The organism is Sinorhizobium alkalisoli (assembly GCF_008932245.1).
Taxonomy (GTDB): Bacteria; Pseudomonadota; Alphaproteobacteria; order Rhizobiales; family Rhizobiaceae; genus Sinorhizobium; species Sinorhizobium alkalisoli.
Genome location: NZ_CP034910.1, coordinates 960,992 through 986,085, shown reverse-complemented (window position 1 = coordinate 986,085; position 25,094 = coordinate 960,992). Strand labels below are relative to the sequence as shown.

Annotated in this window: 18 protein-coding genes and 1 pseudogene; 9 read left to right on the top strand and 10 right to left on the bottom strand. The window is 63.1% G+C overall.

The genetic code is table 11. The features are described from left to right. Window positions 1-116: 116 nt before the first annotated feature. The 8 genes and pseudogenes from EKH55_RS22250 (at window position 117) to EKH55_RS22215 (ending at window position 9,755) form a co-directional block, all read left to right on the top strand. On the top strand, window positions 117-1,412 hold the full coding sequence (locus tag EKH55_RS22250) for an ABC transporter substrate-binding protein (RefSeq protein WP_151613186.1): 1,296 nt from the start codon (window positions 117-119) through the stop codon (window positions 1,410-1,412). A 3-nt stretch (window positions 1,413-1,415) separates the two neighbouring features. After that, complete coding sequence (locus tag EKH55_RS22245; RefSeq protein ID WP_151613185.1) at window positions 1,416-2,336, top strand: carbohydrate ABC transporter permease; 921 nt, start codon at window positions 1,416-1,418, stop codon at window positions 2,334-2,336. A 4-nt stretch (window positions 2,337-2,340) separates the two neighbouring features. Next, window positions 2,341-3,264 carry a carbohydrate ABC transporter permease gene (locus tag EKH55_RS22240; protein ID WP_192803868.1) on the top strand — a complete coding sequence of 308 codons (924 nt, stop codon included), beginning with the start codon at window positions 2,341-2,343 and terminating at the stop codon, window positions 3,262-3,264. A gap of 95 nt (window positions 3,265-3,359) precedes the next feature. Next, window positions 3,360-4,379, top strand: a complete 1,020-nt coding sequence (locus EKH55_RS22235; RefSeq protein WP_192803867.1) for a LacI family DNA-binding transcriptional regulator — start codon at window positions 3,360-3,362, stop codon at window positions 4,377-4,379. Window positions 4,380-4,791: 412 nt separating this feature from the next. Beyond that, window positions 4,792-5,676: a helix-turn-helix domain-containing protein gene (locus tag EKH55_RS22230; protein ID WP_151613182.1), complete on the top strand. Its 885-nt coding sequence runs from the start codon at window positions 4,792-4,794 to the stop codon at window positions 5,674-5,676. A gap of 134 nt (window positions 5,677-5,810) precedes the next feature. Continuing rightward, window positions 5,811-6,467 (top strand): 2Fe-2S iron-sulfur cluster-binding protein, encoded by a 657-nt coding sequence (locus tag EKH55_RS22225; protein WP_151613181.1) that lies wholly within the window; start codon window positions 5,811-5,813, stop codon window positions 6,465-6,467. Window positions 6,468-6,471: 4 nt separating this feature from the next. Then, on the top strand, window positions 6,472-7,458 hold the full coding sequence (locus tag EKH55_RS22220; RefSeq protein WP_151613180.1) for an FAD binding domain-containing protein: 987 nt from the start codon (window positions 6,472-6,474) through the stop codon (window positions 7,456-7,458). Between the two features lie 9 nt (window positions 7,459-7,467). Further along, a pseudogene (locus EKH55_RS22215) lies at window positions 7,468-9,755 on the top strand (xanthine dehydrogenase family protein molybdopterin-binding subunit). Between the two features lie 119 nt (window positions 9,756-9,874). Here the strand turns inward: EKH55_RS22215 and EKH55_RS22210 are convergent. The 8 genes from EKH55_RS22210 to EKH55_RS22175 form a co-directional block, all read right to left on the bottom strand. Continuing rightward, the gene (locus tag EKH55_RS22210) at window positions 9,875-11,788 is read right to left on the bottom strand and encodes an adenylate/guanylate cyclase domain-containing protein (RefSeq protein ID WP_151613179.1); all 1,914 of its coding nucleotides are present in this window, start codon (window positions 11,786-11,788) and stop codon (window positions 9,875-9,877) included. Window positions 11,789-12,171: 383 nt separating this feature from the next. Further along, window positions 12,172-13,560: a M20 family metallopeptidase gene (locus EKH55_RS22205; protein ID WP_246231984.1), complete on the bottom strand. Its 1,389-nt coding sequence runs from the start codon at window positions 13,558-13,560 to the stop codon at window positions 12,172-12,174. A gap of 1 nt (window position 13,561) precedes the next feature. Then, window positions 13,562-15,136 (bottom strand): gamma-glutamyltransferase, encoded by a 1,575-nt coding sequence (locus EKH55_RS22200; RefSeq protein WP_151613177.1) that lies wholly within the window; start codon window positions 15,134-15,136, stop codon window positions 13,562-13,564. Between the two features lie 13 nt (window positions 15,137-15,149). Beyond that, window positions 15,150-16,130: an ABC transporter ATP-binding protein gene (locus tag EKH55_RS22195; protein ID WP_207544047.1), complete on the bottom strand. Its 981-nt coding sequence runs from the start codon at window positions 16,128-16,130 to the stop codon at window positions 15,150-15,152. Then, window positions 16,127-17,113, bottom strand: a complete 987-nt coding sequence (locus EKH55_RS22190; protein ID WP_151613176.1) for an ABC transporter ATP-binding protein — start codon at window positions 17,111-17,113, stop codon at window positions 16,127-16,129. Before EKH55_RS22190 ends, EKH55_RS22195 begins: the two co-directional genes overlap by 4 nt. A gap of 6 nt (window positions 17,114-17,119) precedes the next feature. Continuing rightward, window positions 17,120-18,019 carry an ABC transporter permease gene (locus EKH55_RS22185; RefSeq protein ID WP_151613175.1) on the bottom strand — a complete coding sequence of 300 codons (900 nt, stop codon included), beginning with the start codon at window positions 18,017-18,019 and terminating at the stop codon, window positions 17,120-17,122. Between the two features lies 1 nt (window position 18,020). After that, window positions 18,021-18,938 (bottom strand): ABC transporter permease, encoded by a 918-nt coding sequence (locus tag EKH55_RS22180; protein ID WP_151613174.1) that lies wholly within the window; start codon window positions 18,936-18,938, stop codon window positions 18,021-18,023. 65 nt (window positions 18,939-19,003) lie between these two features. Beyond that, complete coding sequence (locus EKH55_RS22175) at window positions 19,004-20,518, bottom strand: ABC transporter substrate-binding protein (protein WP_151613173.1); 1,515 nt, start codon at window positions 20,516-20,518, stop codon at window positions 19,004-19,006. Window positions 20,519-20,697: 179 nt separating this feature from the next. On the opposite strand from EKH55_RS22175, the gene EKH55_RS22170 reads away from it, so the two are divergent. Further along, window positions 20,698-21,465: an IclR family transcriptional regulator gene (locus tag EKH55_RS22170; RefSeq protein WP_151613172.1), complete on the top strand. Its 768-nt coding sequence runs from the start codon at window positions 20,698-20,700 to the stop codon at window positions 21,463-21,465. 88 nt (window positions 21,466-21,553) lie between these two features. Here EKH55_RS22170 and EKH55_RS22165 read toward each other — a convergent pair whose 3' ends face one another. Continuing rightward, the gene (locus tag EKH55_RS22165) at window positions 21,554-23,938 is read right to left on the bottom strand and encodes a 1-deoxy-D-xylulose-5-phosphate synthase N-terminal domain-containing protein (protein ID WP_151613171.1); all 2,385 of its coding nucleotides are present in this window, start codon (window positions 23,936-23,938) and stop codon (window positions 21,554-21,556) included. Between the two features lie 50 nt (window positions 23,939-23,988). Then, window positions 23,989-25,008 carry a 1-aminocyclopropane-1-carboxylate deaminase gene (locus EKH55_RS22160; RefSeq protein WP_151613170.1) on the bottom strand — a complete coding sequence of 340 codons (1,020 nt, stop codon included), beginning with the start codon at window positions 25,006-25,008 and terminating at the stop codon, window positions 23,989-23,991. Window positions 25,009-25,094 lie beyond the last annotated feature (86 nt).

The following is a 25,094-nucleotide window of genomic DNA, read 5'->3' as shown; positions in this document are numbered from 1 at the left end:
AGACGCCGAAGTGCGGCGCATTCATCATGCGACGCGCTTCAGGTTCTTGTTCTTGTGCCTGTCGCTACCAAAACCGCTGACATGCACTTGGCGCTCATCCTGAGGAGGAGAAGGAAATGAGCATGAACAGACGAGACTTTTTGACCAAGGCGACGGCGTTGGCCGCAGCCGGTGTCCTGACACCGGCCATGTCCCCCACAAGGGCAGCGCAGGCAGGCGCCCCGGCAAAAGACACCACTGCACAGCTAACCACCTACAACTGGGGCAACCCCTCGGAGGCGAAGGCCTATGGCGAGGCCTTCGAACGATTTCGTAAGATCTATCCGAACGTCACGGTGCAGGACAACATTGCTCCGATCTCCTCATGGTCGGACTATGCAGACAAGCTGGTGACCCAGATCGCCGGCGGGAATCCCCCTGACATCATCAACATCGCGGTCGAAGGGTTGCGGCTCGCCGTCGACAAGAAACTGCTGATGCCGCTCGACGATCTGATCGCCGCCGATCCGGAAGCCAAGGCCCTTGTTGACAAGATCCCGGCCAAACTAAAGGACGCGCTCACCGTCGACGGCAAAATCTATGAGATCCCGAACGGCGGCCAGACGATGGTCATCCACTACAACACCCGCATCTTCAAGGAAGCGGGTGTGGAGCCGCCGAAGCCGGATTGGACCTGGAACGACTTCGTCGCGATCGCCAAGAAACTGACAACCGGCGAAGGCGACAAGAAGATCTATGGCTATGGGTTGCCCTGGTTCAATTTCGCCATTCATCCTTGGTATCTCACCAACGGCACATATCCGGTTACCGCGGATTTCAAGCATTCAAACCTCAACGATCCGAAGATTCTCGAGGTTGCCGAGTTCATACACGCTCTCGTCTATGAGCACGGCGTCTCGCCGGACCCAATCGGGCTCAATGTCTATGACCAGTTTGCTGCCGGGCGTTTCGCCATGGTCGGTGCTGGCCGCTGGCCGGTGACCGGCTGGGTCGCGAACGGCTTCACCGATTTCGACATCGTGCCTTGGCCGCGTAAGGCAAGCGCCGAAACTGTGTTTGGCTGCGGCGGCTGGGGCATCAGCCCCCAATCGAAGAATCCCGAGCTCGCCTTCCAGGCGATCAAGCAGTTGATCTCACTTGAGACCGTGACAGCCCTGATGGAGATCGGCCAGCAAATCCCCATCTACGAGGAAGCGGCGAGAAAGGAAAGCTTCCTTGCCGCGCCGAAGAGCGCGCCGGTGTTCTTCGATGCCTTGAAGACGGCGAAGCCCGTGGCGGCGCCCGCCTTCTTCAACGCGCTTGACCGCATCCTGGGCCGCACATTCGATCAGATCATCACCGAAGAGTTGACGGCGGAGGAGGCGCTGGCCGAGGCCCACGAAGAACTCGAAGCCGAGATCCAGCGGGGGTGACCCATGACCAAGACCGCTAACAATGCGGCGGCGGGTTGGTTCTCGCCGCAAAACCGCAAGGAGACCGTTGCCGGTCTTCTGTTCATCGCGCCGGCCTTGATTGGCTTCGCGGTCTTCGTCGCAGGGCCGATGGTCGCCACGGTGGTTTTCAGCCTGATGAAATATGATCTGTTCAGCAGTCCGAGCTTCGTCGGGCTCGCCAATTTCGAAGCGATGCTGGACGACCGGCGGCTTTGGAAGGTCCTAGGCAACACTGCTTTCTTCGCGGTCTTTGCCGTGGCAGGCAATGTCGGACTCGGCGTGGTGCTGGCGGTCCTGCTCAACCGGAACATGTCGAAGACGGTGCAATATGCGTACCGCGCGGCCTTTTTCTTCCCGTCGCTGGTCGGCCTGATTTTCGTTGCGGTGATCTGGCAATTCCTGTTTCAACGCGACATTGGGGTAATCAACTACTACCTCGGTCTTGTCGGCATCGAGCCCGTGCGCTGGCTTTCCAGCGCCCGCAACGCGCTGTGGTCGGTCATCATCCTCGACATCTGGAAGAATGTTGGTTTCGCGATGCTGATCGCGACGGCAGGGCTGCAGAGCATCTCGAAGGACTATTACGATGCGGCGCGCGTCGATGGCTCGAGCAGCCTACGGACATTCTGGCAGATCACCGTGCCGCTCCTGTCTCCAACGATCTTGTTCCTGCTCACCATGAACACGATCGGCGCTTTCAAGGTGTTCGAATCGATCATCGTGCTGACAAATGGTGGGCCGGGCGATGCCTCCCGCAGCCTGGTCATGTACATCTATGAGCAGGGTTTCAAGTCGTTCGACATGGGCTACGCCTCGGCGATCTCGCTGCTGTTGCTCACGATCACGGTCATTGTCACGGCGATCCAATTCGCCCTTTCCAAGCGGTGGGCTTTCTATGAATAAGCCAATGCACATCTCATGGGATATGACGCCGGTCCGGCTGTCGGCGCGTCTCTCTCCGGAGACACGGGCAATGATCTCGCGGCTGCGCACCGCGCTGATATATGCGGTGCTCGGGCTCGGCGCGCTGGTGATGGTGGCCCCGTTCTTGTGGATGTTCACCACCAGCTTCCGGCCTGTGGCGGAAGCCTTCACGCTTCCGCCACGCTGGCTGCCGGGACTGAATTCCAGCCTGGAAAGCTACCGCCGGCTGCTTGCCTCGGATGTCCCGATCGGCCGCTTCTTCTGGAACTCGACCGTGCTTGCGACCACAGTCACTCTCGGGTACGTCGCAACGACCACGATCGCCGGGTACGCCTTCGCGCGGCTCCGCTTCCCGTTCAAGAACGCGCTCTTTGCTCTGCTACTGGTCTCCCTGATGGTTCCCATCCAGACGACGCTGGTGCCTCTGTTCCTGCTGATGCGCTGGCTCGGATTGGTGGACAGTCAGTGGTCGATCATCCTTCCCGGCCTCACCGGCGCTTTCGCGCCGGGCATGTCTGGCGTGTTCGGCATCTTCCTGATGCGGCAGTTCTTCCTCACCCTTCCCAAGGAACTGTTCGAGGCGGCGCGCGTCGACAACGCCGGGCATTTCCGCACCTTCTGGTCGATTGCCGTGCCTTTGGCTGGCCCGCATATCGCAGCACTTTCAGTCATCATCTTCACGATGACCTGGAACGACTATTTCATGCCGTTGATCTTCCTGAACTCGGTCGACCAGATGGTGCTGCCGGTCGGCATCATGTCGATCCGCGATCCGGTCGGGAACTCATCGGCAACCTCGGAGGTCATCGCAGCGGTGTCGCTGTCGATCCTGCCGGTGCTGCTGGTCTTTGTGGTGGCGCAACGCTGGATCATCGATTCCTTCGTACGGGCCGGCGTGAAGGGCTGACGTCGTGGTTGATCAAGGGAAGCCCATAGCTATTCGTGTGACCGCAGTGCTATCGAAGGCGTCAATAAAGCTATTTTTGCGGTGAGAGGATGAGGATGGTCAGTATCAAGGATGTTGCAGCACTTGCGGGCGTGTCGGACCGAACGGTATCGCGCGTCGTCAACGGCGAAGGCTTGATCCGTCCGAAGACCAAGAAAAAGGTCCAGAGGGCGATCGAGACGCTCGGTTACGTGCCGAACCAGGCGGCGCGACTGATGCGCACCAGCCGTTCCAGCGTCCTTGGCCTAATCACCGATGTCGTATCGACGACGCCGTTTTCAACCGACATCGTGCGCGGCATTCAGGACGCCCTCGACGACACGCCGTATACGCTGCTGACGGTGAACACCTCCGCCGATCCGGCGAAAGAGCAGCGCGCCTGGCAGATTTTTCGCGAGCATGGCATCGGCGGCGTTTTCTACGTGACGATGTTTCATCGCCATGTCCCGTCCGATACGGAGTTTCCAAACACGCCGACGGTGCTGGTGAACTGCAGCGCCCCCGAACGCGCGCTGCCCTCCGTCGTGCCGGACGACTATCAAGGCGGGCTGGATGTGGTCCGCTATCTTGTCGAAGAGGGACACCGGAAGATCGCCTATGTGATGCTGAACGAGTTGCTTCTGGCCGCGGACCTTCGTGGCCGCGCATTCTTCGACGGATTGGCTGCGGCCGAGATCGAAGTGCGGAAGGACTGGGTGGTCCCCGGCCGTGTCGGCCCGATCTTTTCCGATCGCTTCGTCGCCTTCGAGAGTGCCCGCCATCTTCTAAGTAGCCCCGACCGGCCGACGGCGATCGTCTGCGGAAATGACGAGACCGCGCTGCAAGTATACTGCGCGGCCGCGGATCTCGGCCTCAGAGTGCCGGATGACGTTTCAATCGTCGGGTTCGACGATTTCGAGATCGTCTCGACCGGTATTCACCCGCCTCTGACGACGATGGCCTTGCCTTACAGAGACATGGGCGCTCTCGCCGTGCGCATGCTGGTCGAGATGATCGCCGGGCGCGCGCCGGCTGAAAGCCATTTTAAGTATCGCTGCGAGCTCATCCGTCGCGGCTCGGTTGCGCCACTGAAATAATCCCACGCTAAGTCCGCTCATTGGCGCGCATCAGACTTGACCCGAGGGGCGGTCGGACTTCCGCTCACCACCCGACTGAGACGATCGGAAAGCGGCAACATGCCGCCCAGCCCGGAAGGTCGCCCCCCTCGCCTTGATAGGAATCGAACCACAAGTCCACAATCTCACGCCCACGCCCATGCGGAAGGGACGGTGACGCTGTACAATTCGGCCGCGAGCCCGCGAACGTCGAAGCGGCCCTAACAACGCACCGCAACGAGCGGTCACCAATCATTGAACATCCTTGAACAAGTGGGGGCTATCAAGGTCGGACTGTTGTTCCTATGACTCGCAATGGGTCGGCGACGGACCGCACCGATGCCTTATGCCCTTGTGTCGTAGCCTGCCCGGCGCGAATCAACGGAATGCCGCGATGTCATTCAAACCCTTGCTTGGCGACGGACGTATTCGGGCCCGGAACGAAGAAACGGCGTCGCTGCAGACTGCGTCCTGGATCGGCTCGTCGGTCGTATTCGACAGTCGGCGCTGGGCGTGCCAGGAAGCGGAAATTCGCTGGACGGCACCGCATCATCTGATCGTGCTGACAGACGGGGGCAGCACGTCCCGGACATCGATCCGCACCGATGGCAAGACCCTTTATGACGGCCAGGACCGACCCGGAGTCCTCACCTTTGTTCCCGCGAGCGCAGAACGCGTCGGCTTCTACCGCGACGTCGACCTCTCCTACTCCGCCGTGTGGATCGATCCCGAGCTCGCGCTTCCGGGATTGGAGTTGCTGCGCGACATGCCGGTACTGGTGAACCGGAGCGACGCGGTCATCGGCACGCTATTGCGATCGCTTCGCACCGAGATGTCGCTCGGCCACGTGCCGGAAACCGTCTATGTCGAGCACCTGGTTGCCCTTATTGGTCTGCGAATGACCAGCCTGGAGGGAAGTCCGCGTCTGGCCGCAAGCCGAGGCCGCCTCAGCCGCCGGAAATTCGAGCGAGTGCGCGACTACATCGAAGCCAACATCGCCTCCGATATCTCGCTGAGCGAGGTGGCAGCCATTGCCGGCATGCCCCTCGATACCTTCGCACGGCGTTTCAAGGAGACGACCGGGCGGCCGCCCTACGCCTATATTCTCGAGGAACGTATAAGACGGGCGGAATTGCTCCTGCGCGAGACCGGCATGGCCATCGGCGCCATTGCATTCCGCCTAGGCTTCTCCAGCCAGAGCCATTTCACCACGACGTTTCGTCGGCTGAAGGGCATCACCCCGCGCGCCTACCGGCTGCAGTTTTCTCCGGAATCCTGACAGGACCTCCGGATTCCTGAAAGAAAGCGATCCCCCGCGCACCCAAATCCCGCCTGTAGAAGATAGCAAGGGGCCGGCTCGCCGGAGGGCAGAAGCCCCTCCCGGCTCCTGCCGCTGCGACCAGGAGATCATTCATGGCTGAAAAGGACTACAGGATTACCCGCCGGGCGGTTTTGGAAGGCGGGGCGGCAACCTGCCTCGCCCTCGCATCCGGCTTGCCCGTCGATGCCGCGGAGACTGGCGCCCCCATTACGGCCGGGCCCGCCGCGGCGCCGATATCGAGAATACCGATGCGCTTCAGGATCAACGCCGAGGAGCATGCCTTGAAGCTCGATCCACGCACGACCCTGCTTGATGCCTTGCGAAACCATCTCGGCCTGACCGGCTCGAAAAAGGGCTGTGACCACGGCCAGTGTGGCGCCTGCACGGTTCTCGTCAACGGCCGGCGGATCAATGCCTGCCTCTCGCTCGCCGCCCAGCACGACGGCGACGAGATCACCACCATCGAGGGGCTTGCCGATGGCGACCGACTGCACCCGGTGCAGGCGGCTTTCGTCGCCCATGATGGCTTCCAGTGCGGCTATTGCACACCGGGACAGATCTGTTCGGCCGTGGGAATGCTTAAGGAAGTTCGGGCCGGCTGGCCAAGCCATGCAAGCAGCGATGTGGCGGCCGGGCCCGCGGCGCTGACCGACGCGGAGATCCGCGAGCGCATGAGCGGCAACATCTGCCGCTGTGCCGCCTATCCCAACATCGTCGCCGCCATCCGCGACGCAGCCGAAGAGGTGTGAGCCCATGCGACCCTTTACCTACGAGCGCGCCAGCAACGCGACGGCGGCGGCGGCCGCCGTAGCAGCCCGGCCCGAAGCGAAGTTCATCAGCGGCGGCACCAATCTTCTCGATCTGATGAAACTGGAGATCGAGCGGCCAACACATGTCGTCGACATCAGCCGGCTGCCGCTCGACAGCATTGAGGAGACGCTGGAGAGCGGCCTCAGGATCGGGGCACAGGTCCGCAACAGCGATCTCGCCGCCGAGCCGCGGGTGCGATCACGCTATCCCATGCTCAGCCAAGCGCTTCTCGCCGGCGCGTCCGGCCAGATCCGCAACAAGGCCTCGACCGCCGGCAATCTCCTCCAGCGCACGCGCTGCCCCTATTTCTATGATCGCAACATGCCTTGCAACAAGCGCGCACCCGGATCGGGCTGCGCGGCCCTCGGGGGCTTCAACCGGATGCACGCCGTGCTCGGCGCCAGCGACGACTGCATCGCCGTGCATCCCTCGGATATGGCCGTGGCCATGGCCGCACTCGACGCCCAGGTCGAGACCACCCTGCCCGACGGCACGGTCCGTACGATTCCCGTCGGCGACCTCCACCGGTTGCCGGGCTCGACGCCGAATGTCGAGACGGACCTCGGCCACGGCGAGTTGATTACCGCCGTGATCCTGCCGCCTCCGCCTCTCGGCCGGCAGCTCTACCGCAAGGTGCGCGACCGCGCTTCCTACGCCTTTGCGCTCGTCTCGGTCGCGACCGTTGTCAAAAAGAGCGGCGACCGCATACAGAGCGCCCGCATCGCGATCGGCGGCGTTGCACCAAAGCCCTGGCGCCCGATGGACGCGGAGTACGTGCTTGCCGGGGCGGCCGCCGCCGACGCCGCCTTTACCGAGGCCGCCGAGAGCGCACTCGCCGGAGCCATCGGGCACGGCGGCAATGATTTCAAGATCCCGCTGGCAAAACGCACGCTACGGCAGACACTCGCCGCGGCTGTCGAAGGTGCATGAGGTGCGATGATGACAGATACCATGATCCCGGAAAACCGTTCTTCTGAAAGCAGCAACGGCCTTGTCGGCCAGCCGATCGCGCGCGTCGATGGGCCGCTCAAGGTCACCGGCCGCGCGACCTACGCCTATGAGCATGCCGTGAAGAAGGCGGCGTATGGCTACATCCTCGGCGCCGCGATCGCCAAGGGCCGTATCGTCGGGATCGACAGCGCGGAAGCCGAGCAGGTGCCGGGCGTCCTTCATGTTATGACCTATCGGAACGCACCGGCTCAGCCGGATTTCGGCCCAGCGGTGACGCCTACCGTGCCGGAGGTCTTCACTCGTGCGCGCCCCGTGCTCAACAGCGACCGGGTTCGATTCTACGACGAGCCCGTCGCGATTGTCGTGGCGGAAACATTCGAGGCGGCGAGTGCCGCGGCGGGGCTCATCAGGGTGCGCTATCGAGAGGAGCGCGGCGTCTTCGATGTGCCGGCGCGTCTCGCCGACGCCTACACGCCCCGGCGCACCAATGCCGGCTTCGAGACGGACAGCGCGATCGGCGACTTCGGAGGCGCTTTCGCCGCCGCTCCGGTCAAGGTCGACGCGACCTATCGGACGCCTTACGAGCACCACAACCCGATGGAGCCGCATGCGACGCTCGCCGTCTGGTCAGCCGACGAGGTGACGATCTACACGTCCGCACAGACGCTTGCCAACTTCCAGGCCGGCCTCGCCAGCACGCTCGGCATTCCGCGAGAGCGTGTTCGCATCGTCAGCCCGTTTATCGGCGGTGGTTTCGGCTCCAAGTTGATCGTCCATGCCGACACCGTGCTCGCGGCGCTCGCCGCAAGGGTGCTGCGCCGCCCTGTCAAGGTCGCACTGACGCGGCAGCAGATGTTCGCCAATGCCGGCCATCGGGCGGAGATGGTCCAACAGGTGCGCCTCGGCGCGGACCGGGACGGGCGGCTGACGTCGGTCGGCCATGACGTCTGGTCCGCGACCTCCGGCTTCGAGGAGTTTTGCGAGCAGACCGCGGTCTTCGGCCGCTCGCTCTATGCCGCGCCGAACCGGTTGACCCGCCACCGCCTCGTCCCCGTCGACCTCAATCGCGGCGAATGGATGCGTTCGCCGGGCGAGGCGCCAGGCATGCTCGCCTTGGAATCGGCGATGGATGAGCTCGCCGACAAACTCGGCCTCGATCCGATCGAACTCAGGATCCGCAACGAGCCGATCGTGGATCCGGAACAAGGCGTGCCGTTTTCAACGCGTAACCTCGTCGCCTGTATGCAGGAGGGCGCGCGGCGCTTCGGCTGGGAACGCCGCAACCCGAGCCCGAGACGCATCCGCGAGGGCCGCAAGCTTATCGGCTACGGCATGGCGGCCGCCATCCGGCCGAACTATATCGGCGCGGGGACGGCCAAGGTGGCGATCGATGCGACCGGCCGCGTCACGGCTCGTCTCGACATGACCGATATCGGAACCGGCACCTACACCATCCTCACCCAGATCGCGGCCGAAAGCCTCGGGGTGCCGATCACCGCGGTCAAGGTCGAACTCGGCGACAGCCGCTTCCCGCGCACGGCCGGCTCCGGCGGTTCCTGGGGCGCGGCGAGCGCGGGTTCTGCACTGCACCACGCCTGCAGCACCCTCAAGGAGAGGGTCATCGAGGCGGCCCGATCTAGCGACCGCTCCCCGCTTCGGGGTGCGAACGACGTCACTCCGATCTTCGTCGGCGGGGAGATCCGGGTCGGCGACCGTTCCGTAAGCTTGGCCGATCTCATCGGCAGAATTGCTCCCAACGGCATGGAGGCCACCGGTTCGGTCGCCGCCGCGCGCGACACGGAAAGCTACAGAGCCTACTCGCAGCACTCCTATGGAGCGCACTTCGCGGAAGTCGCGGTAGACACCGACACGGGCGAGATCCGCATGCGCCGCATGCTGTCGGTGATCGGTGCGGGCCGCATCCTCAACCCCAAGACCGCACGCTCGCAGATCCTCGGCGGAATGACTTGGGGCATGGTGCTGCACTGATGGAGGAAACCGTGCTCGATCCCCGCTACGGCCATTTCGTCAACCACGATCTGGCCGAGTATCATGTCCCCGTCAACGGTGACGTTGCGGAGATGGAGGTCGTCTTTCTTGAGGAATACGACGACAAAGCCAACCCGCTCGGCGCCAAGGGGCTCGGTGAACTCGGCGTCTGCGGCTCAGGCGCCGCCATCGCCAACGCCATCTACAATGCGACCGGTGTGCGTGTGCGCGAGTTCCCGATCACCCTGGACAAACTCTTGCCCGGCCTGCCGCTGACTGCCATTTGAGCCCGCCAATCTGTACCCTATCCTCCGCGTCCGCCACGAAGCCGCGCATTGGCCATTGGAAACGATGGGGCCAATGCCCGCCGCTGCATCGCAGCGCGCGAGCGAACGGTTCGCTCCTTCTACAGATAGGGTCTGAAGTGCCGCTGCCGGACGCCGCTTGTGACGTCAGGAGCCCTGGCTTCCGCGAGCTGAGAGAGAAATTCATCCATGAGCGGAGAATTGCCAAAGCGACGATTGGCGCGCTCCGTGGCAAGTGAGAACTGGGGTTCGACCTGGGTGAGCTGTGCCATCGCGCGCCGCGCGCCCTGCACGTCTCCACGCTGTGTGAGGACTGCCGTGTGGATCAGTAGGCAATCCGCCTCGCGCGGCGCGCGGATCAGGCATTCCCGCAAGACCCGGTCGGCCTCATCGAGGCGGCCGGCAGCATAGAGTGCCTGGCCGTAGACATAGGTGTAGTATTCCGGCGCCATCGGGTGGAGCCGCCGCGCCCGCTCGGCGTTTCGGACAGCCTCATCATAGCTGCCGAACCGGACCTGAGCCTTTGCCAACGCCATCAGGCTGTCCGGGTCGTTCGGATTGAGCTCGACGGCACGCCCAGCTGCCTGCATGGCGCCAGCGTAGTCGCCAGCGGCCGAAAGCCCGAAGCTCAGGACCTGATAGCCGACCGCGAGATTGGAATCGAGGCGAACGGCCTGCCGCGCCTCGCTGAGACCGGTTTCCACGTCGGTACGGGTCGCCCTGCCGCTGACATTCTGCAGGAAGTCGACAATATAGGTCATGCCGAGATTGGCGCGCGCCGCGGCGTAGCCGGGATCGAGCTCAAGGGCACGATGAAGCAGCGCACGCGCGGCCATCAGCGACTCGGCATCGTTCGAGCCGTGCTTGTAGCGGTCACGCGCCTTAAGCACGAGGTCGTAGGCCTGAAGGTTTTCCGTCGGGCGTTCGGCCGCGTTCGATACCTCCGATTGGCGCACATAAGACACCAGATGCGAGACGATTTCGGCCGTCAAATCTGTCTGAAGCGCAAAGACGTCCTCGACCCGCCGGTCGTAGGTGCGCGACCAGAGGTGGGCGCCGCTGCGCGCATCGATGAGCTGCGCCACCACCCGAAGCTGGTCGCCGGCGCGTCTGGCACTGCCTTCCACCACATAGCCGGCCCCAAGTCGTTCGCCGATCCTACGGATGTCCTCCGCCTGGCCGCGGAGCGCAAAGGTCGAGTTGCGCGCGATCACCTGAAGCTCGGGGTTCCGCGCCAGGTTGGCAATGATGTCCTCGGTCAACCCGTCGGCGAAATAGGCCTGATCGGCCTCGCCACTCATATTGTCAAAGGGGAGCACCGCAACGGCCGGCCGGCCGGCCGCGGGCTCACCGCCCGTGAGATGCACGAGGCCGTTGGTCAGATCCGCGCCGATCGCCCGCAACGCGGGCACCTGGGTGAAAGCGGCGACGACGACCAGTCCCGCAGTCCCGACCGCGACAGGCAAAGCGGCACCCCGGCGGAGCACCATCCGCCGTAGCCAGCCCCGGCCGGGCGCCGGCTCCCGCTCGAGCCGCACGGCATAGACGGCGAGCGGCTCGGCTATGTTCTTGGCCTGCCTTCGCCCGATACTGTAGAAAAGCTTGCTGCGGCTCCGGTCGGCACTGCGGACCACGGCCTCGCTCACGAAAATGCTGGCCGGCGCTGCCATGGCTTCCAGTCTGGACGCGACGTTGACACCATCACCGAACATGTCGCCATTGTCTTCTATGACGTCGCCTAGGTTGATGCCGACACGCAGGCTGAACGGCCGCTCGACGAATCCGTTCTGGATTTCGATTGCCGCATCGAGCGCCTCGTTAACGCTCGGGAAGGTCGCCAGGAAGCCGTCGCCGGTGGTCTTGAAGGTGCGGCCACCATGCTTCTTGACCAAAGGGTTGATCAGCTCGCTGAAGGCAGCGCGCAGGGCCGCGTAGGTCGAGGATTCATCCTCGGACATCAGTCGCGTATAGCCGACGATATCGCCCGCTACGATTGCTGCGAGTTTACGTTCCATCACGAGGCCTCGGCAGTTTTCGCAAGCATCTTCCCGACACCGCCCCTGCCCGTCCACTCAAAACTCTGTGTGTGTGCACTCCCCGCTTTGCGGACGCATTCGCGATACTGCGCCGTAACACGAAAACTGAAACGATTACCCGTCGCACCAGCGTTCCAGTCGATACATTATGCGATCTTTTGAACACGGAACGAAAACGGGTCACCCGTAGCCGTTCAGGTCGGCATATCGCGACTCTACGTCCAGAGCCTTGCGAACTGCCAGCTCACAATCCTTGATGCCATGTCTTCGGTTTCCCTTGTTTCCGCCAAGAGATCGCAGCTTGGCCGAAACAAGGGAAACGGAAGAAACTGGTAGCATCATCGGGAATTCCGATGGATGACCTACACGGCCGCGGCTCTTTCTCCAATATCCCAGAAAAGCCCTGCCATCATCGCCAGCGCCTCCCCTGTCATCGAAATGAGCGCGTGCTCGTTCGGCGCGTGCTGGGAGCAGCCGGGATAGGAGTGCGGCACCCAGACGGTCGGAAGCCCGAGGATATCGGCGAAGGTCTCGTTGGGTAGCGAGCCCGCGAGATTGGGCAGGATGGCGGGTTTCTTGCCCGTGGTTACGACAATTGACTGCTTCACCCGCGTCACCCACGGATGGTCGGGGTCGAGCCGGGTGGCATGGAAGAAGCCGCGATCGGCCGGAACAATCTTCACCTCCGCAAAGCCCTGGCTGTCGAGATACCGGCGCAATGCTGGCAGAATGTCGTCCGGGTCGGTGCCCACCACATAGCGCAGCTGGCAATGGGCGCGGGCCTTGGCGGAAATAGCATTAACAGGCGCTTCCGGCACGCCGCTCGTCTGCGCCAGCACGGCAAAACTGTTCCACCCGAAGACACGCTCGGAAGGCGTCAGGCTCTCCTCGCCCCAGTCGGCGTCGATGGCGGGACCGTCGTAGCCGCCCACCGGGCAGTCTTTCAGGGCCTCGCACACGGCGGGCGTCAGGCTCGTCGGCCGCCATTCGGGAACCTTGATCTGGCCGCGCCTATCGACGATGCTTGCAATCGCATGGGCCAGCACGATGGCCGGATCGCGCAAAAGCCCGCCCCAATTGCCCGAATGATGCGCGCCTTCCCTCAGATCGACGCGGAGGTCGAAATTGACGGCGCCGCGCGATCCCATGAACAGGGTCGGACGATCCGGATGCAGCCTCGGACCGTCGGAAGCAATCAGGACATCGGCGGAAAAGAGATTGCGGTTCTGCCGGAAAAGCTCTGCCAGTCCGGGCGAGCCGCATTCCTCGCCCATCTCTATGACGATCTTGCAGTTGAAGCCGAGATCGCCTCTTTCGGCAATTATGGCCCGCAGCGCAGCGATATTGATGCAATGCTGGCCCTTGTTGTCGGCGGTCCCGCGTCCATAGAGACGGTCGCCTTCGCGCACCAGCTTGAAGGGATGCAAGCCCTCGCGCCATTGGTCGGCCTGGGCGCGGATCACATCGCCATGGCCATAGACGAGGATCGTCTCGAAGGCGGGATTCTCGATGCGCTCGGCAAAAAGGAACGGCACCCGTGCGTCGGCGGGGTTTTCCAGAATGCGATGGGTGAAGCCGAGTCCGGCGAGTTTGGGTGCCATCTCGTCAAGCAGATAGCGCCTGAGTTCCGGCCGCTTCGCCGGCTCCTGGCTTTCCGTTTCGAAGGCCACCATGCGGCCAAGCTCCTCCTCGTAACCGCCGGAGGCAAGATAGTCGTTGATGCGCGCGATAGCGCTGTCGCGGGTGGCCACGTCAGGCTCCTTCCTTCTCGTGTACGGCGTCGCCCCACGGCGACATGATTTCCGTGCAGCCCATATTGATGCCGTTCTCCCGCATGACGCCGGCCGGACAGGCGAAGGCATAGGGGAAGACGGTTCTTCTGGCCGTCACCACCGGCAGGACGCCTTCCAGCGCTTCGATGATCGGCCGCGGCAGGGTTTCGTCGGCGACGATCGTTCCGCCGCCGCTGTTGTCGACGCGCGGATGGTGGAAGGCGTCTTCCAGCGACATGCCGAAGTCCATGAGGAAGGAAGTGAGGTTGAGCACCGCCGGCAGGATCTTCCGCCCGCCCGAGGCGCCGATGGCGAAGCGCCGCCCGTCCTTCTCGCCGATGGTCGGGCAGACATTCATCAGGCACGCCTTGTCCGGCGCCAACGAATTGGGCTTGCCGGGCTCCGGGTCGAACCACATGATGCCGTTGTTCATCAAAAGGCCAGTAGAAGGCGAAACCACGCGCGAGCCGAAGATGGACAGCAATGTCTGCGTTACGGCGCACATATTGCCGTGGCGGTCAACGACGCTGAAATGGGTCGTACAGGAAGGGGCATGAGAGACTTCCGCATCGCCCATTTCGCGCAGACGGCGTTCGTAGGTCCGGCCGAGCGCGCGGACCATTTCCGCGAAGCTCGTGCCGTCCGGCCTACCGCCCGGCGTGAAGGCATTCTCCATCATCGCCAGACATTCGGCCAGATTGGCGCCGGCGGTCATCCCCTCGGCGGCATGGACCACGCCGCCGCGATAAGGCACATCGATGGTGGATGTGAGCCTCGCGCGGTAGGCGGCCAGGTCTTCGCGGGAAATGCAACCGCCCTTGGCCCGAATGTCGGCAACCAGCGCCGTGGCGATTTCGCCCTCGTAGAAGTCGCGCGGTCCAGCCTCTGCCAGCCGCGACAGGGTTTCCACCATTAGGCTCTGGTCGAGCCTTGTGGTGGCAAGCGACGTCCAGCCGGCGACTTTCGGCCATTGCCCCTCATCGAGGAACAGCGCCGCCGCATCCGCGTCCTTCGCCAGTTCCCGAGCGGTCGAAGCGATCAGCAGCGAGGCGTACCAGTCGACCAGCATGCCTTTCCGCGCAAGGCCCACAGCCGGCATGAGCAGGTCGCGCCAGGGGAGCGTGCCGTAGGTCCGGTGCGCAAGCTCCATGCCCGCCACCGTTCCGGGCACGGCGATGGCGGTGGCGCCTTGCACATTGCGATCGTCCACCACAGCGGCCCATGGGAAGAGGTCGGGGGATTTGCCATTGCCGGATAGCGGATAGTCCGCTGGGTCGAGGGTCGAGGGCGAGCGCATGCCGAACTGGATGGTGCGGGCCTGCCTCTCTCTTTCGCGCCACACGACCATGGCTCCACCGCCCGCCGGACCACTCATCCAGGGTTCGACCACGCCGATGGCGAAGGACGTGGCAACGGCCGCGTCGATGGCGTCTCCGCCGGCCTCGAGCACGGCGGCGCCGGCCACAGCCGCCATTCGGTGCTGCGCCGCAACGACACCGTTCTTTGTGGCAGCCACATGTTTGCGTACGGTCTGCGTCCGCGAAAAGTTGCTCATCGCCTGATCCTGACTAGTGTGCGGCAGAACTGCCGTAGAGATGACAGTCCACATGGCCCCCTTCCCCGCCGACACGCGGCGGCGGCGCGGTCTTGCAGATGTCGCGGAGCTCGGCGCAGCGCGGGTGGAAGCGGCAGCCCGAGGGTGGCGAAATCGGGTTCGGATACGATGCGCCGAGATGCGTGTCGGGCAGAGAAAGAGAGGGGTCGGGGGTCAACACCGATTCCAGAAGCGCCCGCGTGTAGGGATGGCGCGGACCGGCGAAAAGCTCCGCCGCCGGGGCCTCTTCGACAATCTGGCCGAGATACATCACCGCTACCCGCGTCGCCAGATGCTCCACCACTGCCAGATTATGGCTGATGAAGAGATAGGTGAGACCCAGCTCCTCGCGCAGATCGCCCAGGAGATTGAGAATCTGCGACTGGACCGACACATCGAGCGCTGAAGTCGGCTCGTCGCAGATGACGATCTCGGGCTTCATGATGAGCGCACGGGCGATTGCCACGCGCTGGCGCTGGCCGCCGGAAAGCTGATTCGGATAGCCGCGCCTGAGGCGCGCCGGAAGCCCGACGAGATCGAGCATCTTCGTCACCGCCTCGGCCCGCGACGCGCTGTCGCCGACGCCATGCACCACCAGCGGCAGCGCGATGATATCCTCGATGCTCTTGCGCGGATTGAGCGAGGAATAGGGGTCCTGGAAAATTGGCTGGATACGTCGCGCCAGAAGCCGGCGTTCCCGCGCGCCGATCTCCCTGCCATCCACCAGCACTTGGCCGGATGTGGGCGCTTCGAGACCGAGCAGGATTTTCGCGAGCGTCGACTTGCCGCAGCCGGATTCGCCGACAAGGCCCAGCACATCCTTTTTATTGATGCGGAGCGAGACGCCGCCCAGCGCATGAAGCGGCTTCGGCCTGGCGAAGATGCCCTGCTTGACCTGATAGGTCTTGGTGACGGCGGCAAGTTCCAGAACGGGCGGCATGGTTTCCTTCGTCATGCCGACGCCCCTTCCCCGCTCGCATGGACGCAGCGCCAGACGTGCCCGCTTTCCAGCCGCCTTTCGGGTATGGCGGCGGCGCAAGCCGCCTCCGACACATCGCACCGGTCGCGGAAGGCGCAGCCCTCCACCCGACCGACGAGCGAAGGCACGATGCCGGGAATGGAGCCCAGATGCTCGCCCGGCCTCGTCTTGCCAGGCACCGGGATGCAGCGCAGAAGCCCCCTCGTGTAAGGATGACGCGGGTGCTCGAAAATCTCCCGCGCCGTGCCCTGCTCCACCACCTCGCCGGCATACATGACCGCCACCTTGTCGGCAATGCGCGCCACGACACCGAGATCGTGGGTGACAAGGATCATCGCCATGTTCATCTCGCGCTGCAGGTCGGCGAGAAGCCGCAGGATCTGCGCCTGGATGGTGACATCGAGCGCCGTCGTCGGCTCGTCGGCAATAATCAGCTCGGGCGAGCACATCAGCGCCATGGCGATCATGACGCGCTGGCGCAGACCGCCGGAAAGCTGGTGCGGATATTGGGTGAGCCGGCTTTCGGCGGCGGTGATGCCGACCTTGCCCAGAAGCTCCACGGCGCGGGCGCGCGCCTCCGCCTTGCTCGCCTTGTTGTGCAGGAGATAAGCCTCCGCCAACTGGTCGCCGATCGTATAAGCGGGGTTGAGCGAGGTCATCGGCTCCTGGAAGATCATGGCGATGCGATTGCCGCGCAGATCGCGCATCTCTCGCTGCTTCCGGCTCATAAGGTCTATGCCGGCAAAGTCGAGCCGCGCTGCGTCGCGTTTGAACTTCTTCGACAGGAGGCCCATGATCGCCAGCGACGTGAGCGACTTACCGCTGCCGGACTCGCCGACGATGCAAAGCGTTTCGCCGCGTTTCAGATCGAAGCCGATGCCGCGCACGGCATGGAGCGTGCCCTGCGCAATCGGTATGTCGATGGTGAGGTCGCGGACGCTGAGAAGGGGCGCGTTCATCACAGTCTACCCTCTGTTCTCTGGCGCGGTGACGTCGCGCAGGCCGTCGCCGAGGAGATTGATGGCGAGGACGAGCACGAACAGGGCTACGCCGGGAATGGCGATCAGCCACGGCTCGAACAGCATCATCTGCTTGCCCTCCGATATCATCAGGCCCCAAGAGGGCGTCGGCGGCTGGACACCGAGGCCAAGGAAGGAAAGCGCGGCTTCGAGCAGGATTGCATGGGCCATTTCGAGCGTCGCCACGACGATCAGGTTGTTGACGATGTTGGGCATGATCTCGGACAGGATGATGCGCTGTGTCGAGCAGCCGATAGCCTTGGCGGCGTTGACATATTCGAGGTCGCGCACCTGTAGCACGGAAGAGCGCATGACGACGGCGAAGCGGTCCCACAGGAGAAGCCCAAGCACCGTCACCACCACTTGCAGCGATCCGCCGAGGACGGCCACCACCGCAAGCGCCACCAGCACCACGGGCATCGCCAGCCTGACATTGATGAGGAAGGTCACCACGAGATCGACGCGACCGCCGAAATAGCCGGCGGCGACGCCCATGGCCGTCCCGATAAGGCCGGAGATCAGGGCCGCGATGGCGCCGATGGAAAGCGAGATGCGCGCACCGTATAGGAGCCGGGCGAGATAATCGCGGCCAAGTTGGTCCGTGCCGAGAATGTGGTTGGGGTCGCTCCCCGCCATCCAGAAGGGCGGCTTCATGCGCGCCATCAGGTCCTGCGTGTAGGGATCGTGACCCGCAAGCAGCGGTGCGAAGAGCGCGATCAGGACGATGAGGGCGAGAACGACGATGCCGAAGACCAGCCCGTAATGGCCGAAGATGCGCCGGCGCAGCTGGGCAGCGGGACTCGGCGCGTGGATTTCCTCAAAAGCCGTATCGATTGTGCGTGCCATGTCAGCCCACCCTGATACGCGGGTCGAGCCAGGCATTGGCGAGGTCCGACAGGAAGGTGAAGACGATGTAGAAGCAGGAAAAGATCAGGATCAGCGCCTGCACCGTCGGCAAGTCGTTGCGGGCGATGGATTCCCAGGCGAGAAAGCCCGCGCCGTGGAGCGCGAAGATCGATTCCACCACGATGGAGCCGCCCAGCATGAAGCCCATCTGCACGGCGGCGAGGCTGACGACCGGCACCACGGCATTGCGCAACGCGTGCTTGAACATGACGCGCATCTCGCTTGCTCCCTTGGCGCGCGCGGTGCGGATATAGTCGGCATTCAGCACCTCCAGCATTCCGGCCCTTGTAAGCCGCATGATGGCCGGCATGGCGTAATAGCCAAGTACGACGGTCGGCATGACGAAATTCTGCCAGCCGCCGGAGCCCGATGGTGGCAGCCAGTTGAGCCAGATGGAGAAGATGACGATCAGCACCAGGCCGAACCAGAAGCTCGGCATCGCCTGGCCGAGCACCGACAGGAACAACGCTGCCCGGTCGATGAAGGAATTGGGTCGCATCGCTGCCGCCACGCCGAGCGGCACAGCGGTCAAAAGCGCAAACGTGATACCGCAAACGCCGAGCAGCATGGTGATTGACAGTCGGTCGGCTATGAGCGTCGAAACGGGCAGCTTGAAATAATAGCTCTGGCCGAAATCGCCGCGAAGAGCACTGGTCAGCCAATCCGCATATTGCACGAGGAACGGCCGGTCGAAACCGTAGAGCGCGCGAATGGCCTCGATGTCGGAGGCGCTGGCGTTTTCGCCCGCGATGGCCGAGGCCGGATCGCCGGACATGAAGAGCAGGCTGAAGCTCACGAGCGACACGGTAAGCGTCACCAGCACCGCAAGCCCCAGCCGTTTCAATGCGAAAGCAAGCATGTTTGACCCCGATCCGCAAAGACCGGCGCGCCAGATGGCAATCGCCCGACGCGCCGCGAGGATTGCTATTTCCAACGCATCTGGAAGAAGCGGACCACCTCGTCGGGGGTGGGCGTATATTCCGCGTCAGCGGTGAAGACGTAGTTGGAATTGAAGGAGAACAGCGGAATCCAGTAAGCCTCGTCCGCGATCTTCTTCAACGCCTTGGAGTAGTTCTCCTTGCGCACGCCGGTATCGACCGACGTGTCGGCCACATCGAGCCAGCCCTTGACTTCGTCGTCGCGGGCGAAGTCCTCAGCACCGTGCTTGAAGAACTCGCTGGTAATGGCGGAGGCGTCGTTCACCGAATAGGAGCCCCAGGTCTGGAAGCCCAGGCTGGTCTCGCCATTGCGGCGCAGGTCGCGCAGGGCCGAGTACTGCAGATATTTGAGGTTCGCGGTGATCCCGACTTCGGCGAGATAGGCCAGCATCGCCTCGGCGTATCCACGGTCGCGATAGGCATAGAAATCGATCGCGAAGCCCTCCGGATAACCGGCCTCGGCGAGCAGCGCCTTCGCCTTTTCCGGGTCGTAGTCATAGACCGTAACATCCTGCTCGCAACCGAACTGCGAGGGGAAACAGGCGGAGTTGACCACCTTGGACTTGCCCTTGAGCAGATTGTCGACGATGGCCTGCCGGTCGATCGCGTGGGCGATAGCCCGGCGCACGGCGGACTTGGTCATCGGATTGTCCTTGCCGCTGCGGCCGGCGGCGTCGAGCTCCAGATAACCGATGCGCATCGTGCTTTCGTTGACGACGTTGAATCGGCCCATGGCCGCGAGCTTCTCCGCCTGGTCGGACGGCACGCCCCAGACGAAATCGAGACCGCCGCTGAAGAGTTCCGCAAGCTGGGTGTTGACGTCGGGAATGGTGCGGATGTCGACCGTGCCGATCGCCGCCTTGCCCTTCGGCCCGTCGTGATAGCCGTCGAACTTCTTCAGGACGAAATGCTTGCCGGGCTCGACGCTTTCCACCTGATAGGGACCGGTGCCGACCGGCTTCAGCGCCATGCCGGCGGGACCGACCTTGGCGTAATATTCGTTCGGATAGATGGAAACGGGGCCGGCCAGATATTCGAGCGCCGCCGGGAACGGACCGTTGGTGGTGATACGCACCGTGTATTTGTCGACCTTTTCCGCCGACTTCATCCAGTTGACGTTGCGCTGGACGACGACGCCGTTTTCCGGATTGGCGACAAAGTTGACCGTATAGACCACATCTTCGGCGTCGAACTCCTCGCCATTGTGGAACTTGACGCCCTCGCGCAGTTTGAACTCCAGCGTGGTATCGTCGACCCACTTCCAGGAGGTGGCGAGATTGCCCTGGTATTCCCCGGTCTGGGGGTTGCTATAGATCAGCCCATCCCAGATGGAACGCTGAAGGATGACGCCCTCGCGGGCCGAATTGAAATAACTGTCGACCGACTCCAGTTCCTTCGTGAAGGCGGCGTTGAGCGTGTCGCTGGCCTTGTCCGCCATGGCTTGGCCGCTCGCCAGCACGGCGGCCAGCGCGACGGAACTCATCAAAAGACGTGTTTTCATCTGCTTTTAAACCGGCGCGAACCGGCCCCTCTGGTTGACTTGTTATTATTATATATTAATACTTACAACTGTATTATGGTTCAGCGTATTAATCAGATTTCTGCTTGTCAAGAAACCAAACGCCGGAAACTCCAGCGGGCGCGCAAAATCTGGATAGCGATGAAAGAAGAGACACGGAATTGATCAAGGAAAAACAGGACACACTGTTTGTCGGATCGCTCGAAAAAGGGATGCGTATTCTGAGCGTTTTCGACGAGAGGCACAGCGCGTTGGGGCTGACGGAAATCGCCGCGCTCACCGGGCTCGACAAGAGCGCGGCACAAAGGCTGACCAACACGCTGCACAAGATCGGTTATCTCAATAAGGATCCGGAATCGCGGCGCTACAGCCCCTCACTGAAGTTCCTGGAACTTGGCAACGCCTACCTTTGGTCCGACCCGCTGGTGCAGCTTGCCATGCCCAAGCTGATCGAGCTTGGGCGCAAGCTGGGCGAGCGGGTGAATGTGGCGCGCCTCGACGGACACGAAATCGTCTATGTGATCCGCATACCGACGCAATTGACGAGCTTCGGCGCGATGATCGCGGGCCGGCGCCTTTCGGCGCTCACCACGTCCAGCGGACGCGCCATGATCGCCTGCTTCGCCCCGGAAGAGCGCAAAAAGGCCGTAGAGACCTGGCCGATCACCGCCCTGACATCGAAGACGACGCTCGACCGGGCGAAAATCGCCGCCGCCATTGAAGAGGCGGCGGCTTGCGGCTACGGGCTGACGCAGAGCGAGAATATCCTCAACGAGATCGGCATCGCCGCCCCCATTTTGGCAGGCGACCGCCGCCCGGTGGCGACCGTGCAATGCTCGGTGTCCAGCCTGAAATGGAGCATCGAAAAGGTGCGCAGCGAAATCGCTCCGCACCTCATGGAAGTGGCAAACTCCATTCATCTGCCGTAGGGAGCTGGCTCAGAGCTTTTCCTTCGCTCGACCTTTGCGCCGGTCTAAACCGCGACGCGGTTTTGATCTGTGCTGAAGCGCGGAGCCGCTAAGGGAAGACCAATGACGCCAGCTCCATCGCTCGTCGTCCCTCAGTAAGCGCCATGACCGATGCCGCAATCGCGTTGCGTTCGAGCCGGAAATGCCGGTATAGATCGCCGACCGTGCCGGTCTGGCCGAAGTGCTCCACGCCATGCGGAATGGTCCGGTGGCCGGCGACGGCGCCGAGCCAGGAGAGCGTGGCCGGATGGCCGTCGAGCACGGTGACGATGGCGCTATGGCTGGGCAGCGGATCGAGCAGCCGCTCGATATGGCTCGTGGCCTTCGGATTTCCGCGGGCGCGCTCGCGTTGTGCCGCCGACCAGCCGGCGTTCAGCCGGTCGGCCGAAGTGACGGCGAGCACGCCGATGTCGCGCCGGACCTCCGCGATCATGCCGGCCGCGGCAATTGCCTCGTCGGCCACCGCTCCTTGGTAGGCGATCACGACCGCGCAGTTCGGTCCCGGTTTCCGAAGCCAGTAGGCGCCGTCGATGGCCCCTTGGCGGAAATCGTCGTCAACGCGCTTCAGGGGCTGTTCGAGCGGCTTGGTCGTGAGCCTCAAATAGACCGAACCGCCCGTTTCGTCGCGCAACCACGTGCGTTCGTCCGGATCGTTTTCGCCGTCGCGCTGCATGTAGTCGAAGGCCCATTCCATAATCACCACGAGTTCGTCGGCGAAGGCGGGTTCGAAAGCCGCCAGACCATCCTGGCTCATGCCGATCAGCGGCGTGCCGATCGACTGATGCGCGCCGCCTTCGGGCGCCAGCGTCACGCCCGAGGGCGTGCCGACGATCATGAAGCGGGCATCCTGATAGCAGGCATAATTCAGGGCATCGAGGCCCCGGCAGACGAAGGGATCATAGACCGTGCCGATCGGGATCAGCCGTTTGCCGAACAGCGAATGGCTGAGGCCGGCGGCGCCCAGCAGCAAGAAGAGATTCATCTCGGCGATACCGAGTTCGATATGCTGCCCTTCCGGCCTGAACTCCCATTTTGCCGTCGAGGCGATGCGGTGTTCGATGAATGCATCGGCGAGCGGCTGGCGTGCGAAGAGTTTCCGCCGGTTCACCCAGGCGCCAAGGCTGGTGGTACCGGTCACATCGGGTGATGTTGTCAGGATGCGCTCGGCGAGCTCGGATTTGTTTTTGGCGAGATCGTCGAGGATCTTGCCGAAGGCCATCTGCGTCGATATCTCCCGCTGTGTGTCGAATGCTATGCTTGGCACCTCCAGCCGGCGATCGGCATGACGGCGCGCACCCTCGGTGAAAAATGGGACCGAGGCGAGGAATTTCTTCATCGCCTCGCGATCAGGCACGCCGGCGAAGGGCTCCCACTCCTCGCCGGGCGCGACACCCATATGCGCCTGCCATTCGGCGAACTGCGCCATCGTCATCAGACCGCCGTGATTGTCCTTGTGACCGGCGATCGGCGTGCTCCAACCTTTCACCGTATAGGCAAGGAAGCAGGTCGGCCTGTCGTGATCGATCGCGGCAAAGGTCTCAGCCATGGTCTCGACGCAGTTGCCGCCGAGATTCTCCATCAACGCCGCGAGTTCGGCATCGCTTCGCCGGTCAACGAGGGCGGAGACGTCGCCCTGGTCGCCGAGATCGTCGGTCAGGCGCTTGCGCCATACCGCGCCACCCATGAAGGTAAGCGCTGCATAATCTTGGTTGGAGCAACGGTCGATCCATTCGCGAAGCTTCTCGCCGCCCGGCTCGGCGAAGGCCGCGCGCTGCAATACTCCGTATTTGACACGCACCACATCCCAGCCGAAAGCCTCAAAGATCCTCTCGACGCGCTCGAACAGCCCCTCGCGCACGATGCCGTCGAGCGATTGGCGGTTGTAGTCGATGATCCACCAGCAGTTCCTGAGGTCGTTCTTCCAACCCTCCTGCAGCGTCTCGTAGACATTGCCCTCGTCGAGTTCGGCGTCGCCGACGAGTGCTACCATGCGGCCGAGTTTGCCGCGGCCCCATTCCTTGGCTCGAACGAAATCCTGCACGATCGAGGCGAGTGCGGTGATGCCGACGCCGAGGCCGACGGAACCGGTCGAGAAATCGACGTCGTCGACATCCTTGGTCCGGCTCGGATAGCTCTGCGCGCCGCCAAACCCACGGAAGTTCATGAGCTTCTCGCGCGTTTGCCGGCCCATGAGATATTGCATCGCATGAAAGACCGGCGACGCGTGCGGCTTGACGGCGACGCGGTCTTCCGGCCGGAGCGCCGAGAAATAGAGCGCGGTCATGATCGATACGATCGAGGCCGAACTCGCCTGGTGCCCGCCGGTCTTGATGCCGTCGACCTTCGGCCGAAGGTGGTTCGCGTGATGGATCATCCAGTGGGAGAGCCAGAGCAGGCGCTTTTCAATGGTCTTGAGTTGGCTGGTGTCGGTCATCGCCGTGTTCCGATGGAGAAGGACGAAAGGGGACAGAATTCGGCAAGGGCTCAGCCGTCCTTGTAGTAGTAGCTGTAGCCGTTCAGCGCCGGCGCGCCGCCGAGATGGGCGTAGAGAACCCGAGACCCCTCCGGGAAGAAACCCTTGCGCGTCAGGTCGATCAGTCCCTGCATGGATTTGCCCTCATAGACCGGATCGGTGATCATCGCCTCGGTGCGGGCGGCAAGCCGGATCGCCGCATTGGTTTCCTCCGATGGTACGCCATAGGCGGGATAGGCATAATCGGGATTGATGACGATCTCGTTTTCGCGGATCGCTCGGTTGAGGCCAACCAGGTCGGCAGTGGAATCGACGATCTTGCGCACCTGCGCGCGGGTCTGCTCGAGCGTCCCCGATGCATCGATGCCGATCACCCGCTCGGCCCGGTCGTGTGCGGCGAAGCCCACGATCATGCCGCCTTGGGTCGAGCCGGTGACGACGCAGACGATAATGTAGTCGAAGATGAAGCCGAGCTCTTTCTCCTGTGCGGCGACTTCCTCGGCGAAACCGACGTAGCCGAGTGCGCCGTATTTGTGCACCGAGGCGCCGGCCGGGATCGGATAGGGTTTGCCGCCGGCGTCCTTCACCGACTGGATCGCATCCTCCCAGCTCTTGCGGATGCCGATGTCGAAGCCGTCGTCAACCAGCCGGCTGTCCGCTCCCATCAGCCGCGTCATCAGGATATTGCCGACGCGATCATAGACCGAATCGTAATGCGGCACCCATTTTTCCTGAATGACAACGCATTTCATGCCGATCTTGGCGGCGGTGGCCGCAACCATGCGAGTATGGTTTGATTGCACGCCGCCGATCGACACCAGCGTATCGGCGCCGGAGGCGATCGCATCCGGCACGATATATTCGAGCTTTCTGAGTTTGTTACCGCCCATGGCGAGGCCGGAATTGCAGTCCTCGCGCTTGGCGTAGATCTGCACCTTGCCGCCGAGCGCCGCCGTCAACCGCGGCAGATGCTCGATCGGCGTCGGGCCGAAAGTGAGTGGGTAACGTTCGAACTTCTCAAGCAGTGACATCGATCATGGCCTCCGTGCCGATTTTCGAGGCCGGAGGATAGGAGAAAAGGCTTGAAAGGTGCTCTCTAAATTCGTTGCCGAACTTA